Genomic DNA, 17,987 nt, shown 5'->3' on the forward strand with positions numbered 1-17,987 from the left:
TCCTTTGTGGATTGGGTGTTCTTGTTTAGCTAACAGGAAGGATGAGTCAGTGTGAGGGTTGTCGTACAAAGAACGAGAGAAGCGAGTGTTACCGTAGCAGGAGAGATCGTCGGACAAATTGAACACGGCTTAATGCTGCTGGTAGGCATTACGCATGAAGACACAGAAAAAGAAGTAGAATTTGTCGCAGACAAAATTGCGAACTTACGTATTTTTGAAGACGAGGAAGGCAAAATGAACTTCTCTGTTTTAGACAAGGGTGGCCAAATTTTGTCCGTATCACAATTTACGCTGTATGGTGATTGCAGAAAGGGCAGAAGACCCAACTTCATGGCTGCCGCACGACCAGAGCAGGCTGAACCGCTGTACGAGCTATTTAACGCCAAGCTGCGTGAAAAAGGGCTTCAGGTGGAAACAGGACGCTTTGGCGCAATGATGGACGTACGTCTGTTAAATGATGGCCCTGTCACGCTGATTGTCGAATCGTAAACACAACCATCAGGGGGGATGAAAACATGGCCAAAGAAGCATTGGTGATTGGTGCTAGTGGCATGCTTACAGAGGTCTCCCGCTGGCTGGCTCGCCAAGATTATCAAGTAACCGTGCTTGGTCGTGATCCAGTCAAATTAAGCCGTGTCAGAGACGGTTCCACTCATCCAGAATCGATTCATTTGCTGCCTCAAGACTATCACCAGACAGACGGCTTGCGTCAGGCTATGGAAGAGCTCGTAGAGAAGAGAGGGCCGATGGATGTGGTTGTCGCGTGGATTCATTCGACTGCACCGCATGCACTGCCTGTGATCGTGGAAGAACTGTCGCGTCCTGAGAAGCGCTGGCAATTGCTGCATGTGTGTGGGAGCGGTGCTTGGAGAAATCCACCAATAGAACTTACATCAGAAGTTTGTATATATCGGCGAGTCGTCCTCGGGTTTAGATGTACAGATGAGCATTCACGCTGGCTGACGAATGATGAAATCGCGGTTGGGGTGATTGACGCTCTGCAAACAACTGAACGGCAAATGATTGTCGGTCAGGTCGAGCCGTGGGAAAAACGTCCGACGTTGTAACACAGATAGCGAAGTCAAAAACAAAAACGATTGCCGGATGCAATCGTTTTTGTCGTTTCAGTACTAATCGGGTCAGTGAATGAAAGTGGTTGCAGGGAGGATCAGATTTTTGCCGATCAGGTTTGCGGAAATCGGCTTTTTCCCGATTTCTCGTGCCCATATGGATAGCTGCCCGACATGGTGGATTTCATGAGCGATCATATGCCGCATAATTTCACCCCATGTGTACGTAGCAATGCTTCCGTCTGGCTTCGTATCCTGAAAGGCTCTTGTTTCCATACTTTCATCCCAATTGCGCAAAAATTGAAGCACATCCGGGCGAAAAGTCGCCTCCAGGTCACGAACTTTTTCCAACCGGTTGTGCAGGTCGAAGCTCTCTTGAAAATCAGGTCTCCCAAGCATGACTTGAATCCAGCTCCACTCTACATCAATGACATGGAACAGTGTGTGCAAAATACCCCCGACACCACCGACGCGCGCACGAAGTAATTCTTCCATGGGGACATCCTCACACCATTTCAGCCATTCTTCACGAACGATCCAATTGTACTCAAACATCGTTTTAATAGAAATCACTCCATTTTCAAAGGTTAACTTGTGATCACCTGCGTCCATACCGTACGTTTGTTGATGTTGTGATTATTTTTCATCCGTCATCACTCCTTTCGATGCCTTATGATATTCGCAAACCCTTTTGGAATTCCTGCCTGTCTTGCTTTGATGCAATCGGGTGCGCCATAAAAGAACCCCCATACGAGAGAGCTTGAGCCAGCTTCTTTCGCATGGGGGTGGAAGAGAGGGATCAGCCTCCCTGATTGCTTTGTGTATTAAAGTACTGGACAATCCCTTTGAACAGACCTTCCGCTGCAAGATCCTGCTGTTTCTCGGAACGTGCGCGAATCTCGTCGTTGTAGTTGGATAAGAAGGAGATCTCGGCCAAAATGGATGGCACCGGGTTTTCGCGTAGAACGAAATAGTTTCCGTATCGATAATTCATGTCCTTATAGTTCGTCGCTTTCACCAGCTCCGTTTGAACCAGGGAGGCGAGCTTACTAGAGTTACCTTGGCTGTAGTAGAAAATAATCGAGCCATTTGTTGCTGAGTTTGGATGCGTATTATGATGGACGCTGACAAAAATATCAGCCTGATTTTGAATCGCGATGTCGACGCGCTGTTGCAGGGTCAATTTGCGATCATCAGCCCGTGTCATGATGACTTTGGCACCTGCTGCTTCCAACTTGTTGCGCAGGAGCAGGGAGACTTGCAGATTGACCGTTTTCTCTAAAGTAGAGAAGCTTGAGCCTGTCGAACCACCATCTGTACCACCATGACCAGCATCGACGACGATGACTTTGCCGGCAAGATCATTACTGCGTACCACTGCTGGCGCACCATTAGCAGAAACGAGCCAGCCTGCAATGTAGCCTGTGGAGCCGTCAGGGAAGTTTACTTGGAACCACTCGCCCGATTTATTGGCAATCCCGTATTTTTCGCCAGGCTGTACCTGTTTGATAACATTGTGATCGGTACTCGGACCAGAACGAACATTGGTATCTGGATTCATAATCGTTACGTATGGGCCACTCGGAGTAGGCATACTTGGTTGATTCACCGTGATGTGCCACCCAGCCACCCAGCCAGTTTTTCCGGCCGCCGTGTTGATGCGGTACCAGTCTCCTTGTTTTTCCAAAACAGTCAGTGTGCTTCCGGCTGGAAGTGTCGCTTGAATGGCACTCGTTGTGTTCGGTTCACTGCGCAGATTCAATCCGTCCGTTTTTACTGTGGCGGTTTGACTTGAAGAAGACGGTTGTCCAGTCTGAGGTTGCGTGCTTCCGTTTCCATTTTCGGGCAGAGTCGGTTGACCAGTGTCCGGGTTCGTTTGATCGGTGGAGAGCCAAGCGTTGACTCCATCGTAAGGGAATTGAATCCAACCATTTTGTCTGTTCAAGACCGTGATTTTCTCGCCCGCATGTAGTTGACCGATAGCCGGTGTACTGGCATCTGGCGTGGCGTATACGTACGGAGCGAAATCCAAGGTTAGGCTGGCTCCTTGTACGGCGGGAGGCTTCGGTTGTGAGCCAGTACCCGCAGGATTGGTTGTTGGGGGTGTGCTACCAGTAGAGGGAGGAGAAACTGCTTGTCCCGCACCTACTTCTTTTACAAGCCAGTTTGCGACCCAGCCTTTAGTTCCTGCGTTGAGTTGGATTTGGATCCATTCGCCACTCTTTTGCACGATGGGGTAGCGCGTACCTGGATTGATTGTTTGAACGACTGCATATGTCTGACCGGGTCCAGAACGAACATTGAGATTCGTCGTGTTGCTCTCCACTTGCTTGGCAGATGCAGTAGCTGGTTTCTGTTGCTGTTGCTGTGTGTTGACGAGCCAGTTTGCTACCCAACCGCTTTGACCGTTCGGAAGCTTTACCTGAATCCAGTCATTTTTTGTGGAGATGACGGGCAACACAGTTTTGTTCGGCAGTGTAGTGACGATAGTGTCTTGGAGGCTAGGACCTGAACGGACATTGAGCTTGTCCACGGTGACCTGAACAGAACCGGCGGCCCAAGCTGCAGAAACGGGGAGGAAAATGGCACAGACGACAGTCAGGAGACTCCTCAGGATCTTTTGACGAACAAACACGATAGACATCCTTTCCGAAATACGTAGCTTTTTGATTTCATTGCGATCTTGCATGTTTTTACCAAAACAATCACTTCGCTATTTCTCCTGCTTTTTCCTGCAAAATACGACAAAGTTCTGCATGGGTTCCCTGATTGCTTTTCGGCAGGCAAGGCAATACTAGATTTTACTAGATGCTAGCGAACGCAGCTTTTCAGGAGGAATTCATCGTGAGACAGTCAAAGAAGGAAACATTCGCGCAAGGATTGAATCGGCAGTTTTTGTCTGTTGATTTTCAAGACGATTTAGAGAAAGAAATGTCACTACAAAATGTAGAAATGGCCCAAGATTTTCATCCAGGCTTGCGGGATATCCAACATCCTCGGCAAAAACGGAAATGATCGATTTTGCCACCTTGCACACGATGCCACAACTTGTCTAGTTGACCCGAGTAATTCTCGTCGGCTATGATGAGGAGTGGCATTTTTGAAAAAAGCAGGTGAACTCCATGATACAGATCATATGTGAGGGACACGCATTCGAGCGGGAACTCTCCTTAATTCTCGCGTTATTTTATGAAGATCCAGCACTCACTTTTGTGCCCGAGTGGACAGGTGAGGCTAATTTGAAAATCAAGCTGGCACTGGCCGTGCAAGAAAATGGAGTCGTAGCTTCGGGAGAGTTAAACGATGGCAAGCAAAGCATCTCCCATCAGGTGGAGCGAGACTACGTAGCACGTGATGAAAAAGCGATGAAAAAGACGGCTAAGCAAGCTCTTTGCTATGCGCTGCTATTGATGCTGGAAGAATACACAGGTATGGAGCAAGGTTGGGGTATTTTGACCGGGATACGCCCGACGAAACTGCTGCACCAGTTGAACGCCGCTGGTGTAAACAGACAGGAAGCACACAGGAGATTGCAGCAGGATGTGATTTTGCGTCCATACAAGCTAAAGCTATTGCAAGAAATCGTAGACAAGCAGCTCTACGTCGTGCCTGATTTGTATCAAATTGATCGCGAACTGTCCGTGTATATCGGCATCCCATTCTGTCCGACGAAGTGTGCGTACTGTACGTTTCCTGCTTATGCGATTCGCAGTCACACGGCTTCGGTTAATCCGTTTCTCGAAGGTCTCCATTACGAGCTAGAGCGGATGGGAGAGTGGCTTCGTGCGAATGACCAACGGATCACGTCCATTTATTTCGGTGGCGGAACCCCTACAAGTATTACCGCAGATGACATGAACCAGCTGTTTGAGACGATGCATCGCTCTTTTCCGCATATGGGAGATGTGCGTGAACTGACAGTTGAGGCGGGAAGACCCGACACGATTACACGCGAAAAGCTCGATGTGATGAAACAGTGGGAAGTGGATCGGATCAGCATTAATCCACAGTCGTTCACACAGGAGACGCTCCAGGCGATCGGACGTCATCACACCGTCGAAGAGACGATTGAGAAATACCATCTGGCTATGGAGATGGGCTTGACTAATATTAATATGGACCTGATCATCGGGTTGCCAAACGAAGGCGTAGCCGAGCTGGCCCACAGCCTCCAAGAGGTAGAAAAGCTGATGCCTGCCTCGCTGACGGTGCATACGCTGTCTTTTAAAAGAGCCTCAGAGATGACGCAGAACAAAGAGCGCTACAAGGTCGCCAGTCGCGAAGAAATTAGCAAGATGATGGAGATGGCCTCCGAGTGGACAGCGGCGAATGGCTATGACCCGTACTATTTGTATCGGCAGAAAAACATTTTGGGAAATCTGGAGAATGTCGGATATGCCCAGCCAGGGCAGGAGAGCATCTACAACATCATGATCATGGAAGAGGTACAAACCATCCTCGGTCTCGGCTGTGGTGCAGTATCCAAGCTGATGGCTCCAGGAAGCGGCAAGCTGACGCGCTTTCCGAATCCAAAGGACCCGAAAACGTACAATGACACATACAAGGTTCTAGTGGAAAACAAGATCCGTGATTTGGATGAAATCTATTCAGGTGCGAGAGCGGCTGGGCAGGTATCTGGCAAGTGAGTGATGGATATACTTGTTATTAATAAAAAACCTCTATCGAGGCTTTTTCAAGGAGGAGCGACCGCGTTTTTGCGGAAAGTTTTACCGAAGTAATGCCAGAAGCAGACGCTGAGGCACCTTGTTATGCGCTCCAGAATTTATTAGTATGTCACTAATAAATTCTTACACGTTAAAAAAAGTTTTATTCGAGCGCCTGTTGACGGCTGTTGGCGGGTTTGCTATGATTCACATTAAGCTTTTTTATTGAATAAGCAATGATCTGATGACGGGAACAAGTATCCAAAGAACCGATACCCAGAGAGAAAGCGCCGTGGCTGAGAGTGCTTTCGTATAACGGCTTGGTGAATGACATCCCTGAAGACCGCAGTGAACGGCTGAAAGAAATCTCTTTCCCCAGTAACTGGCAGGCGTGTGCCGGCGTTAACGGCTAATAAGTGGGATAGCCTTTGTGATGTAGGGCTATTCAAACAGGGTGGCACCACGGGAGTATAACCAGTCTCTCGTCCCTGACATGCGGCGATTTGCTAAATGTCAGGAGACGAGGGACTTTTTTATTTGGTCATAAATAAAGGTTCCTTGATCCTGAAGGTTTGGCTTTAGCCCGAGTTTGTGAAAAGACATGGAGGTTCGAGAGGAATGACAAGAATCCAGATCCCACGCGGTACGCAGGATATCATGCCTGGTACTGTAGAGCTGTGGCACTACGTGGAGGCCAAGGCCCGCGATCTGTGTCGCCGCTCCAATTACGCGGAAATTCGTACGCCGCTGTTTGAGAGCACAGAGTTGTTCCAACGGGGTGTAGGCGAGACCACGGATATCGTGGAAAAAGAAATGTACAGTGTAGCCAATCCGCGCAGTACGGATGCTCTCACGCTGCGTCCAGAAGGGACAGCGGGTGTTGTTCGCTCTTACGTGGAAAACAAGCTGTACGGTGTGCCTAATCAGCCTACCAAGCTGTACTACTTAGGACCGATGTTCCGTCACGAGCGTCCGCAAGCAGGCCGCTATCGCCAATTCGTCCAATTCGGTGCAGAAGCGATCGGTTCAAGCGATCCAGCGATTGATGCAGAAGTCATTGGCCTTGCGATTCGACTGTATCAGGAGCTCGGATTGACAGGACTTTCTGTGGAATTGAACAGCGTAGGTACGGTAGAAGACAGAGCGCGTCACCGTGAGCATTTGCTCGCACATTTGAACGGTGTTCGCTCCGAGCTGTGCGAGGATTGCCAATCTCGTATCGATCGCAATCCGCTGCGTGTGCTCGATTGCAAAAATGAAACATGCAAAAGACTGACGATGGACGCTCCGTCCATTTTGGACTACTTGAGCGAAGAATCTGCGGCACACTTCGAAGCCGTACAAAACTATTTGACCGCGCTGGATATTCCGTTTCATGTAAATCCACGTCTGGTTCGCGGCTTGGATTACTACACGCTGACCGCATTTGAAATCAAAATGGCAGAGATCGGTGCGGTAGAAACGCTTTGTGGCGGTGGTCGTTACAACGGACTGGTTGCAGAGCTCGGCGGTGACGATATGCCGGGCATCGGCTTCGCACTCAGTATCGAGCGTCTGCTGTTGGCACTGGAAAAGCAAGGTGTTCAACTGCCGATCTCGGGTGGCATCGACTGCTTCGTAGTGGTGCAGACACCAGAAGCAAAAACAACAGCTTTCGTACTCGTCGACCAATTGCGCCAAGCAGGGATTGCGGCTGAGCTGGATTATCTGGATCGGAAAATGAAAGCACAGCTAAAGCAAGCAGATCGTCTACAGGCTCGTTTTACCGCGATCATCGGTGAGTCTGAATTGGCAAATGGCACGGTTGTTCTGAAGGAAATGGCAACAGGCGAGCAACAAGAAGTGAAACGCGAGGAACTTGTTTCGGTACTCGCTGCAAAAGTAAATCAATAAAACAAATCGTTGGGGGAAATGATCATGTCTTGGCAATATCGCACCGTACATGGTGGAGAAGTAACAACAGCACACGTTGGGCAGGAAGTCGTACTGAACGGCTGGGTACAAAAGCGTCGTGACCTCGGAGGCGTCATCTTCATCGACTTCCGTGACCGCACAGGTATCGTTCAAATCGTATTCAACCCGGAGTACAACAAAGAAGCTTGGGAAGCGGCTGACAAGGTTCGCAGCGAATACGTACTGGTTGTAAAAGGGAAAGTGGTAAACCGTGCACCGGAAGCAGTCAATCCGAAGCTGAAAACCGGCGAAGTAGAAGTGCACATCTCTGAAATCGAAATCCTGAACGATGCAAAAACGCCTCCGTTCCTGATTGAAGACGAGATCGATGTAGATGAACAAGTTCGTCTGAAATACCGCTACCTGGACTTGCGCCGTCCAGAAATGCAGCGCTCCCTGATTTTGCGCAGCAAAGCAGCGAAAGCGTTCCGTGACTACCTGGATGAGAACAACTTCGTGGAAGTAGAGACACCAATTCTCCAGAAGAGCACTCCTGAGGGCGCACGCGACTACCTCGTGCCTTCCCGTGTACATCCAGGAGAGTTCTACGCACTGCCGCAATCGCCACAGTTGTTTAAACAGCTTTTGATGGTATCCGGTTTGGAGCGCTATTACCAAATCGCACGTTGCTTCCGTGACGAAGACCTGCGTGCTGACCGTCAGCCTGAATTTACCCAAGTGGACATTGAAACCTCTTTCCTGTCTATGGAAGAAATCCTGCCAATGATGGAAAAGATGGTCGCTCACGTATTCAAGCAAACGGTTGGTGTAGACGTACCGACTCCATTCCCTCGTCTCACGTATGCGGATGCAATGGCGCGTTACGGTTCTGACAAACCAGACGTACGCTTCGGCATGGAGCTGACAGACGTATCTGATCTGGTTGCGACAAGTGACTTCAAGGTGTTTGCAGCAGCAGTAGCTGGTGGCGGACAAGTAAAAGCGATCAACGCAAAAGGGTGCGGACACTACTCCCGTAAAGAAGCAGACGACCTGGGCAAATTCGCTTCCCGTTATGGTGCGAAAGGCTTGGCTTGGATCGGCTTCAAAGATGGCGAAGTCAAAGGGCCAATTGCGAAGTTCTTTAAAGAAGAAGAACTTAACGAGATGAAAGCACGCTTGGCAGTGGAAGAAGGCGACTTGCTCCTGTTCGTTGCTGACAAACCAAAAGTGGTAGCAGATGCACTGGGTGCTCTTCGTTCCAAGCTGGGTGCTGAACTCGGTCTGATTGACCAAAGCCAGTTCGCATTCCTCTGGGTAGTAGACTTCCCGCTGGTTGAGTGGGATGAGGATGCAAAACGCTACGTTGCCCTGCACCATCCGTTCACACGTCCAAAAGACGAAGACTTGCACCTGTTCGATACTGATCCAGGTCAAATGCGTGCACAAGCGTACGACATGGTTCTCAACGGATACGAGCTCGGCGGAGGTTCCATGCGGATCTTCAAGCGCGACGTGCAAGAAAAAATGTTTACCACACTTGGCTTTACCCTCGAAGAGGCGCGTAAACAATTCGGCTTCCTCATGGATGCATTCGAATACGGTACACCTCCACACGGTGGAATCGCACTTGGCTTGGACCGCCTGATTATGCTTTTGGCTGGCCGCACTAACCTGCGCGAAGTCATCGCATTCCCGAAAACAGCAAGTGCGAGCGACCTGATGGTAAACGCTCCAGATGTAGTAGACGGAAAACAATTGAAAGAGCTGTCCATTGCAACAATTGTCACAGAAGAAGAAAAGGTGGAAGCGTAATCGACTTGCGCAACTGCATTGCTCTTTGATACATTGGTAATACTATGATGAAAGCCCTGCGATGCCCGTGACATCCGATAGTTTTGAGCCACAAAGTTTGTTTAGGGAGTTTTTCGTCCGTGATTGTAAAGGCATGCCTCCTTAGAGTGGACGTCTGTAACAGTTCGGCAAGACACCCACCTGCGATGAGCAGGTTCAAAACTAAGGAGCAACACGGCATAATGGGGCTCCTTTTTTCTACTTCAATCCTACTTTTCCGATTGACTATAAGTTGCGCGTTGAACTGCCCAATAATCTCGCTTGCGAATGAAAGGTGACACGAAATATGCTTCATCAATTTTCTCGTTGTGAATTGGCCTTCGGTCCTGAAGGTTTGGAAAAAATGAAAAATAGCCGCGTTGCTGTATTAGGAATTGGCGGAGTTGGTTCCTTTACAGTAGAAGCACTCGCGCGAACAGGTGTAGGCAAGCTCGTTTTGGTAGATAAGGATGTAGTAGACATCACGAACATCAACCGCCAAATTCATGCGACGCTGAACACAGTTGGTCAAAAAAAGGCTGAGCTTATGAAGGAGCGTATTGCGACGATCAATCCGGAGTGCGAGGTCGTAACTCTCCATATGTTCTACAATGAAGAAACAGCACATGAGCTGTTTGAACATGAACTGGATTACATCGTGGATGCCATGGACACCATGTCCGCGAAGCTCCATGTAATTAAAGAAGCAAAGCGTCGCAATATCCCTATTATTTCTAGCATGGGTGCGGCCAACAAAATGGACCCGACCCGTTTTGAGGTTGCCGATATTTCCCAAACGAGTTATGATCCGATTGCAAAGGTCATTCGTCGTGAGCTGCGGAAAAGCGGTATCTACAAAGGGGTAAAAGTTGTATACTCCCGTGAGATTCCCGTCACCGTACGTGTAGATGTACGCGAACAGATCGTTTCCAACCCGGATTCACCGATTAGCAAAGTGCGGATGCCTCCAGCAAGTAATGCTTTCGTGCCTTCTGTGGCTGGTTTAATTTTAGCCAGTGTAGTGGCAAGAGATATTTTGGAGTGGCAGCCTGTAAAAGGATAGTGGAACATGGATGATTTATTCACGTTTGCCTACGACCAGCAGGGTGGTGGCAAACAGAAGCCATTGGCTGCACGGATGCGGCCGCAAACGATTCAGGATGTAATCGGGCAATCGCATATTTTGGCTCCTGGAAAGCTGCTCCGACGCGCGATTGAAGCAGATCAAGTGTCCTCTGTCATTTTTTACGGACCTCCAGGTACAGGGAAAACAACGCTGGCAAAAGTCATTGCTCGAACCACACGCACGCATTTCTCCGAGTTAAATGCCGTTACGGCTGGTGTCGCCGACATCCGCAAAGTGGTAGATGCGGCAAAGGAGCGGCTCGTTATGGACAGTCAGCGGACAACCTTGTTCGTAGACGAGATTCACCGCTTCAACAAATCGCAACAGGACGCCCTTCTTCCTTATGTGGAGGAAGGCACAATCATTTTGATTGGCGCCACGACGGAGAATCCTTTTTTCGAGGTGAATCCGGCGCTTTTGTCGCGTTCACAAGTGTTTTCCCTTCAATCGCTTTCCCATGAGGAATTGAAGCAGGTCATGGATCGGGCACTTCGTGATGAAGAAAATGGATTGGCGGAGCTATTTGTCACCGTTGAACCGGAAGCGGCAGAGCATTTGATTCAATATGCCGAAGGGGATGCCAGACGTTTGCTGAACGCATTGGAACTGGCAGTGACAACGACGCAACCAGGTGTGGATGGACGCATTACAGTGACGCTGGACGTCGCCGTAGAATCCATTCAGCGCAGGGCTGTACGCTACGATAAGAGTGGGGACAACCATTACGACACGATCTCTGCTTTTATTAAATCCATTCGTGGTTCTGATCCGGACGCAGCTCTTTACTGGCTAGCGAGAATGATCGATGCCGGAGAAGATCCACGGTTCATTTCTCGCCGTTTGGTCATTTCGGCTTCAGAGGACATCGGAAATGCTGACCCGCAAGCGATCACAGTTGCGATTTCCTGCTTTCAGGCGGTAGAATTGGTGGGAATGCCTGAAGGGCGTATCCCTTTAGCACAAGCGACGACGTACCTGGCAACCGCCCCCAAAAGCAATGCCGCTTACAACGGAATTAATTCTGCGTTGGATCGTATCCGAACGGATGGTCACAAGCAAGTGCCGATTCATCTGCGAGATTCTGCTTACAAGGGAGCTGCGAAGCTGGGACACGGTCAGGGATATCTGTATCCGCATAACTATCCATATGGCTATGTACCTCAACAGTATCTGCCTGACGGTGTAAACTACTCGTTCTACCAGCCAAAGGACCACGGCTATGAGCGTCACATTCGCCGCTTCCAGGAAGAAAGACAGAAGATGGATGAACGTGGATTGCCAAGGAAAAACTCCCCCGAATAAATAGGGGGAGCTAACATTTACGTGCGGACATTTCCGCCTGGTTTATTGGGCAAATCACCGTTTTCATTCGGCTGTTTGCTCTGCTCACTCGCACCGTAACGGGCTTTGTGAGCAATCGTGCCTGCGGGTTGGTCGTACAAGGTTTCGGACGGGTGGTTGGGACCTCGTTCCGAGCGTTTGTTCGTTGTCATCTGCATATCACCCCCTAAGATGTTAGTGTGTCCCTCGATACAGAAGACATGTAGGGGGCGGGCGCGTATTACCGATACAAAGAGGAGAGTTGTTAACGTGAAGATTTCGACGAAAGGACGTTACGGGCTGACGATCATGATGGAATTGGCCAACCGTTGCGGAGAAGGGCCGACTTCACTGCGGAGCATCGCCCAAAAACACGATTTGTCCGAGCATTATTTGGAGCAATTGATTGCACCTCTGCGTAACGCGGGTTTGGTAAAAAGCATTCGCGGCGCATATGGCGGTTATGTTCTGGCGAAACAGCCGGATGAGATTTCTGCTGGCGATGTGATTCGCGTGCTGGAAGGGCCGATCAGCCCTGTGGAATTTGCAGAGGAAGAAGATCCGGCTAAGCGTTTTTTATGGCTGCGTATTCGGGATAGTATTTCTGCTGTTCTGGATTCGACTTCACTTCAAGACTTGATCAGTTTTGAAGGCGATGGTCCTGCTGATAATTATATGTTTTACATCTAGAATATAAGTTGGTAGAAGGTGACAGCAGTGTCAGATCTAATGTATTTTGACCATGCAGCTACTACGCCTGTACATCCGCGGGTTGTTGCTGCTATGACTCCCTATTTGACTCAAGTTTACGGGAATCCATCCAGTGTCCATGGTGCAGGTCGCGAAGCGCGAAAAGCGTTGGAGCATGCGAGAGACACGATTGCCGACTTTATGGATGCTGATCCGCAATCGCTCATCTTTACGAGTGGCGGGACAGAAGCGGACAATATGGCCATCATCGGTGCTGCAATGGCACAGCGCGAACGTGGTCGTCACGTCATTACTTCGCAAATCGAGCACCATGCAGTCTTGCATGCTTGTGAATTTTTGGAGCAGGCAGGATTTGAAGTGACGTACCTGCCTGTTGACCAGACAGGCATGGTTTGCTTGGAAGACCTGAAACAAGCGGTTCGCCCAGATACGGTACTGGTGTCCATTATGTACGGGAACAACGAAGTAGGAACGATCCAGCCAATCGAGGAAATCGGTACCTTCCTGCGGGAAAAAGGGATTGTTTTTCATACGGATGCCGTACAGGCTTTTGGTGTACTGCCTGTCCATGCACGAAAGCTGCCTGTGGATATGCTCTCGGTATCCGCTCATAAAATTAATGGTCCAAAAGGAGTCGGCGCTTTGTATTTAGCGCGTAAGGTTCCGTTTTCCCCGATTTTGCACGGCGGTTCACAAGAGCGCAAACGCAGAGCGGGAACGGAAAATCTGGCTGGGATTGTTGGGTTTGCCGAAGCGACAAAGGTCGCTGGAGAGGAAATGGCCGAGCGGGTTGAAAAGTATGAGCAGATGAAAGCTGCGATGATCGCAGTCTGGCAGGAAGCAGGAATTACGTTCTGCTTGAATGGACATAGCGAACAGGCATTGCCGCATATTTTAAATGTGTCCTTCCCTGGTGCCCATACAGAAACCATGCTGATGAATCTGGATATCGCCAAGATTGCAGCCGCGAGTGGCTCAGCTTGTACATCCGGATCATTAGAGCTGTCACATGTTCTGAAAGCGATGCACTTGGACGATAAGATTGCTCTTTCAGCTATTCGTTTTAGCTTTGGGATTACGAATACAGTGGAAGAGGCGAAGCAGGCTGCTATAATGATTGCTGCGATTGTAAAACGTTTGGTTCGTGAATAACGAAGGGTGAAAGCCGTTTGGATAAGCCAAGCGGTTTTTTTCATTTGAGCAAAAGTTGGTTTCTTATTGGAGTTTGGTGGTGAATTGTGGAAGAGGATGGTAAAATAATTCTGTAGTACTATTCCTGAAGAACTATACAACTCGGACCATCCGATAAGGAGAGGACTTTCATGTTGGCCAGACGCTACTCTATTCGCTACAAACTGGTGTTTACGATACTGATCCTAACCATGCTCCCACTAATGGTCGTCGGCTATATCCAATTTGAAAATGCACGCAGTGCGCTATATAAACTGGCGGTATCTGACTTGCGATACATAACGGAAATGAAGGCACGTGAACTGGCTGTTTACGCTCAAGAGGCAACGATTAGTGAGGGGAACAGACAGAAAATTAACGAAATAACACGCGAGGTGGCGGAAGACTACTACAAGCCAAATGGTATGGTTGGCTACGCCTATATCTTGGATGCGAGTGGAATTGCCATCTTTCATCCAGACCCGAAAGTCGAGAATACCTCTTTGGCGAATGAAGAATTCACGCAAGTCATGCTCGCTCAAAAAAACGGCTGGATCGAATATGAATTCGGAGGCTCTACCAAAGTGGCGGCCTATAAGCAGCTACCGAACGGGTGGATACTAGTCATTGGCAGCTACGAGAATGATTTGCTGACGACGATTGAGAGCAGTCGTCCGATGATGTTTCTCCTCAACCTGATAAGTGCCACCTTAGCGCTGGTCACAGGTATTTTTATTGTCAACAAGCTCGTTCGACCGCTAAAAGAGCTGGTATTGGCAATGAAGCGTGCAGAGACAGGAGATTTAACCACCCAAGTGACTGTCCGTTCCCGGGACGAGCTTGGGGAATTATCGTCGATGTACAATGAGATGATGGGGGTATTTCGCGGCATGGTCAACGAGGTGCAGCGAGTAGCCCAGCAGGTCGCGGCAGCTTCGGAAGAATTAACAGCGAGTGCGACAGAAAGTGCACGTGCTTCCGAACAGATTTCCATGGCTTCCTCGGAAATCGCTACGGGTTCCGAACAACAAAAACAAACAGTGACAGATACAGTACGCTTTTTATCTCGCATCGGTGGAGATATCCAACTCATTGCGGCCTCGACCTCTCAAGTAAATGCTGATGCCACAGACGCGAATCGATTAGCACAGGTTGGGGAAGGCAAGCTGCAAGAGCTCGTACAAGAAATGGATCAAATCACGGATCATGCCCGTCGAACGGAGCAGGTTATCCGCGAGCTTGGCTCTCAATCCGAGCAAATCATCGGAATCATCACGACCATTCGTCAAATATCCAACCAGACGAATCTATTGGCTTTGAATGCCGCCATCGAGGCAGCACGGGCGGGGGAACAGGGACGCGGCTTTGCGGTTGTGGCCCAGGAGGTACGTAAGCTGGCTGAGCAATCGGGTGAGGCGGCAGAAGAGATCGCAGGCTTGATTCATACGATCCACACAGATATTCTCGCGGCTGTGTCGGAAATGGGAACGACTGCTGTCGCTATACAGGATGGACGCGAAGGAGTGGCCCAGGCAGGAGATGGCTTCCACCAAATCCTGGTGGCCGTTCAAGACGTCAGCCAGCAAGTACATCGTATGAACGATGCAGCCCAAGCGATTCATCGAGATACAGTCCAATTGGTGAGTCACTCTGAAAAAATAGCAGGACTTGCAGAAACAGCGGCCAGAGATACACAGGAAGTGGCAGCAGCGTCTGAAGAACAGTTAGCAACCTCCGAGGAAATGACAGCAGCATCGGAAACGCTTGCGAAAATGGCTGAGCAGTTGTCAGAACAAGTAAAACGATTTACAATTTAAGACGAGCATATGAGAAATCCACTTTCGAGAGAAGTGGATTTTTCCTTTCTGGAACGGTTTTTATGTAAGGAGGCGTTTAGATGGACGAGCAGCAGTCAATCTCGCTGTTTGCGGAAAGCTTCATTCGAGGATTTGTTTCTCAAGAAATTTTTTACAAGGAAGAAACGTGGTACGGAGTTATCCGTCTTAAGATAGAAGAGACTACCGAATCGATTAAAGAATCGGAGGTCATTATAGTCGGGAATTTTCCTCGCCCGCATCCAGACGAGCTGTACACCTTTTACGGTGAATGGAAGACACATCCTCGTTTTGGCCAGCAGTACGTAGCAAAGCGCTATGAACGTGAAACGCCGAAAACATTGGCTGGGGTTGAGCGATACTTAGCCAGTGGGTTGTTTCAAGGGATCGGAAAGAAGATGGCCAAACGAATTGTCGAGCAGCTCGGGGTAGATGCGCTGTCGATTATCGCGGACTTCCCGGAGCGATTGGCTGAGGTACCCGGCATTTCTGAACAACGTGCCAAAACGATCTACGATTCAGTAGTCGAGCATCGTTCCTTGGAAAGTGCCATGGTTTTCTTGTATGACTTCGGCATTGGTGTGAACATGGCGCTGCGTATTTATCAGACCTACAAGCTGGAAACGATGACAGTGTTGAAGGAAGAGCCTTACCGGTTGATCGAGGATGTCGTAGGAATCGGCTTTAAGCGGGCAGATGACATTGCACGAGCAACTGGAATTGCTGCTTCCTCAGAAGAACGGGTGAAGGCAGCGGCTCTCTTTGTCTTGCAGGAGGCTTCGTATTCAGAAGGACATGTTTATTTGCCTGTGGAGGAGCTTTGTGAAAAAACACTGCGCCTTCTCGAAGAGTGCGGGGGGCACGACTTTTCTGGAGACGATATTCAACTGGCCGTGGAAGCTCTGTTTGTGTCGAGTAAGATTGCCTGGGAAGATGAGCGGGTGTATTTGCCCTCGCTGTTTTTTGCCGAGCTCGGTCTTGCCAAAAGACTGCGCCACTTCGCTGAGCGGGATGAATTCGGTACGTTCCCGACATCAGAATTTTACCGTGCGTTAGGGGCGGTCGAGGATGAGCTGGGGATTACGTATGCCCAGACGCAGCGTGATGCCATTGAACAGGCGATCAAAGCGGGTCTGATGCTATTGACAGGGGGACCTGGTACGGGGAAAACGACAGTCATTCGCGGGATATGTCGCGTCTTTTCTCAGCTCCATGGATTGTCTTTGGACTTGAAAAAATACAACGAAGAAAATCCGTTCCCGATCGTTCTTGTGGCTCCTACTGGACGTGCAGCAAAACGTATGACAGAGACTACGGGTTTACCAGCAATGACCATCCATCGCTTGCTCGGTTACAAAGGGGAGAGCTTTGAGCATGACGCGGAGCACCCAATCCGTGGTCGGCTATTAATTGTGGATGAAATGTCCATGGTCGATATCTGGCTCGCCAATCAATTGTTTCGTGCGGTCCCAGACGACATGCAGATCATCATGGTTGGTGACCCTGACCAGTTGCCTTCCGTAGGACCGGGCAACGTCCTGATGGATATGATTCGATCTGAATTGCTGCCGTTGGTACAGCTGACAGAAATTTATCGGCAAGCAGAAGAGTCCACGATTATTCGGTTAGCCCATGATGTACGAAAGGGGAATGTACCGGCAGATTTGCTTCACACCACCCCGGATCGGCGATTCTTCACAAGTTTGCCACAAGAAGTTCCGGAAGCAGTGAAACAAATTTGCTTCGGAGCCGTAAAAAAAGGATATACGGCAAAAGATGTTCAGGTATTAGCCCCTATCTATAAAGGTAATGCCGGTGTTAACCGGTTGAATGAAGAATTGCAGGAGCTGTTTAATCCAAAAACGCCGCAAAAGCGTGAAGTTACCTTCGGAGAGACGACTTTCCGTACAGGAGACAAGGTCCTGCAATTAGTGAACAATGCTGAAGAACAGGTGTTTAACGGTGACATGGGTGAGATCGTCGCCATCTTTTTCCCGAATGAAAATGCGGAGAACCAGGAGATGCTGGTCGCTGCCTTTGATAACAGGGAAGTGGTGTACAAGCGTTCGGATTATCATCAGCTGACGCTTGCCTACTGCTGCTCGGTGCATAAGTCTCAAGGCAGCGAATTTCCGATTGTGATCATGCCGTTTGTCAAAAGCTACTATCGTATGCTCAGACGTAAGCTGGTCTATACCGGGATTACCCGGAGCAAATCATTCCTCATCATGTGTGGAGAGCCGGATGCGTTCCGTGCTGCTGTAGAGTCTGATGAGGAGGGGGTACGGTACAGTTACCTGGAGGAACGGCTGAAGCAAGAGTGAAGTTGGAACCATTTGCGCCGAATGGACGTGTTCATTTCGCC

At 49.4% G+C, this 17,987-nt stretch carries 15 protein-coding genes and 1 other RNA gene; 13 read left to right on the forward strand and 3 right to left on the reverse strand.

What is annotated here, in order from left to right:
• Nucleotides 1-51: 51 nt before the first annotated feature.
• On the forward strand, nt 52-489 hold the full coding sequence (dtd, locus tag AB432_RS09900; protein WP_048032145.1) for a D-aminoacyl-tRNA deacylase: 438 nt from the start codon (nt 52-54) through the stop codon (nt 487-489).
• Between the two features lie 26 nt (nt 490-515).
• Nucleotides 516-1,067, forward strand: coding sequence for a short-chain dehydrogenase (locus AB432_RS09905; RefSeq protein ID WP_048032146.1), 552 nt, complete (start codon nt 516-518; stop codon nt 1,065-1,067).
• A 72-nt stretch (nt 1,068-1,139) separates the two neighbouring features.
• On the opposite strand, the gene AB432_RS09910 is transcribed toward AB432_RS09905, so the two are convergent.
• Nucleotides 1,140-1,634 (reverse strand): DinB family protein, encoded by a 495-nt coding sequence (locus AB432_RS09910; RefSeq protein ID WP_048035749.1) that lies wholly within the window; start codon nt 1,632-1,634, stop codon nt 1,140-1,142.
• 235 nt (nt 1,635-1,869) lie between these two features.
• Nucleotides 1,870-3,759 (reverse strand): N-acetylmuramoyl-L-alanine amidase family protein, encoded by a 1,890-nt coding sequence (locus AB432_RS09915; protein WP_048032147.1) that lies wholly within the window; start codon nt 3,757-3,759, stop codon nt 1,870-1,872.
• Nucleotides 3,760-3,914: 155 nt separating this feature from the next.
• On the opposite strand from AB432_RS09915, the gene AB432_RS30690 reads away from it, so the two are divergent.
• From AB432_RS30690 to AB432_RS09945, 7 genes are all read left to right on the forward strand, one after another.
• Nucleotides 3,915-4,085 carry a hypothetical protein gene (locus tag AB432_RS30690; RefSeq protein ID WP_173618896.1) on the forward strand — a complete coding sequence of 57 codons (171 nt, stop codon included), beginning with the start codon at nt 3,915-3,917 and terminating at the stop codon, nt 4,083-4,085.
• A gap of 107 nt (nt 4,086-4,192) precedes the next feature.
• On the forward strand, nt 4,193-5,716 hold the full coding sequence (locus AB432_RS09920; protein WP_048032148.1) for a coproporphyrinogen III oxidase: 1,524 nt from the start codon (nt 4,193-4,195) through the stop codon (nt 5,714-5,716).
• A gap of 636 nt (nt 5,717-6,352) precedes the next feature.
• The gene (gene hisS / locus AB432_RS09925) at nt 6,353-7,627 is read left to right on the forward strand and encodes a histidine--tRNA ligase (protein ID WP_048032149.1); all 1,275 of its coding nucleotides are present in this window, start codon (nt 6,353-6,355) and stop codon (nt 7,625-7,627) included.
• Nucleotides 7,628-7,651: 24 nt separating this feature from the next.
• A complete protein-coding gene (gene aspS / locus AB432_RS09930) occupies nt 7,652-9,442 on the forward strand; it encodes an aspartate--tRNA ligase (RefSeq protein WP_048032150.1) in 1,791 nt (596 codons plus the stop codon).
• Between the two features lie 50 nt (nt 9,443-9,492).
• A non-coding RNA gene (ssrS, locus tag AB432_RS09935) (6S RNA) lies at nt 9,493-9,674 on the forward strand.
• 93 nt (nt 9,675-9,767) lie between these two features.
• Nucleotides 9,768-10,523: a tRNA threonylcarbamoyladenosine dehydratase gene (locus AB432_RS09940; protein WP_048032151.1), complete on the forward strand. Its 756-nt coding sequence runs from the start codon at nt 9,768-9,770 to the stop codon at nt 10,521-10,523.
• 6 nt (nt 10,524-10,529) lie between these two features.
• Nucleotides 10,530-11,888, forward strand: coding sequence for a replication-associated recombination protein A (locus AB432_RS09945; protein ID WP_048032152.1), 1,359 nt, complete (start codon nt 10,530-10,532; stop codon nt 11,886-11,888).
• 17 nt (nt 11,889-11,905) lie between these two features.
• Here the strand turns inward: AB432_RS09945 and AB432_RS30695 are convergent, their stop codons facing one another.
• Entirely contained in the window at nt 11,906-12,079 is a 174-nt protein-coding gene (locus AB432_RS30695) for a hypothetical protein (protein WP_016739245.1), read from the reverse strand.
• Between the two features lie 97 nt (nt 12,080-12,176).
• Between AB432_RS30695 and cymR the strand changes: the two genes are divergently transcribed.
• From cymR to AB432_RS09965, 4 genes are all read left to right on the forward strand, one after another.
• Nucleotides 12,177-12,596 carry a cysteine metabolism transcriptional regulator CymR gene (cymR, locus tag AB432_RS09950; protein ID WP_048032153.1) on the forward strand — a complete coding sequence of 140 codons (420 nt, stop codon included), beginning with the start codon at nt 12,177-12,179 and terminating at the stop codon, nt 12,594-12,596.
• A 27-nt stretch (nt 12,597-12,623) separates the two neighbouring features.
• On the forward strand, nt 12,624-13,769 hold the full coding sequence (locus AB432_RS09955) for a cysteine desulfurase family protein (protein ID WP_048032154.1): 1,146 nt from the start codon (nt 12,624-12,626) through the stop codon (nt 13,767-13,769).
• 170 nt (nt 13,770-13,939) lie between these two features.
• The gene (locus AB432_RS09960) at nt 13,940-15,604 is read left to right on the forward strand and encodes a methyl-accepting chemotaxis protein (protein WP_048032155.1); all 1,665 of its coding nucleotides are present in this window, start codon (nt 13,940-13,942) and stop codon (nt 15,602-15,604) included.
• Between the two features lie 80 nt (nt 15,605-15,684).
• Nucleotides 15,685-17,946, forward strand: coding sequence for an SF1B family DNA helicase RecD2 (locus tag AB432_RS09965; RefSeq protein ID WP_048032156.1), 2,262 nt, complete (start codon nt 15,685-15,687; stop codon nt 17,944-17,946).
• Nucleotides 17,947-17,987: the final 41 nt, after the last annotated feature.

Source organism: Brevibacillus brevis (assembly GCF_001039275.2).
Classification (GTDB): domain Bacteria; phylum Bacillota; class Bacilli; order Brevibacillales; family Brevibacillaceae; genus Brevibacillus; species Brevibacillus brevis_C.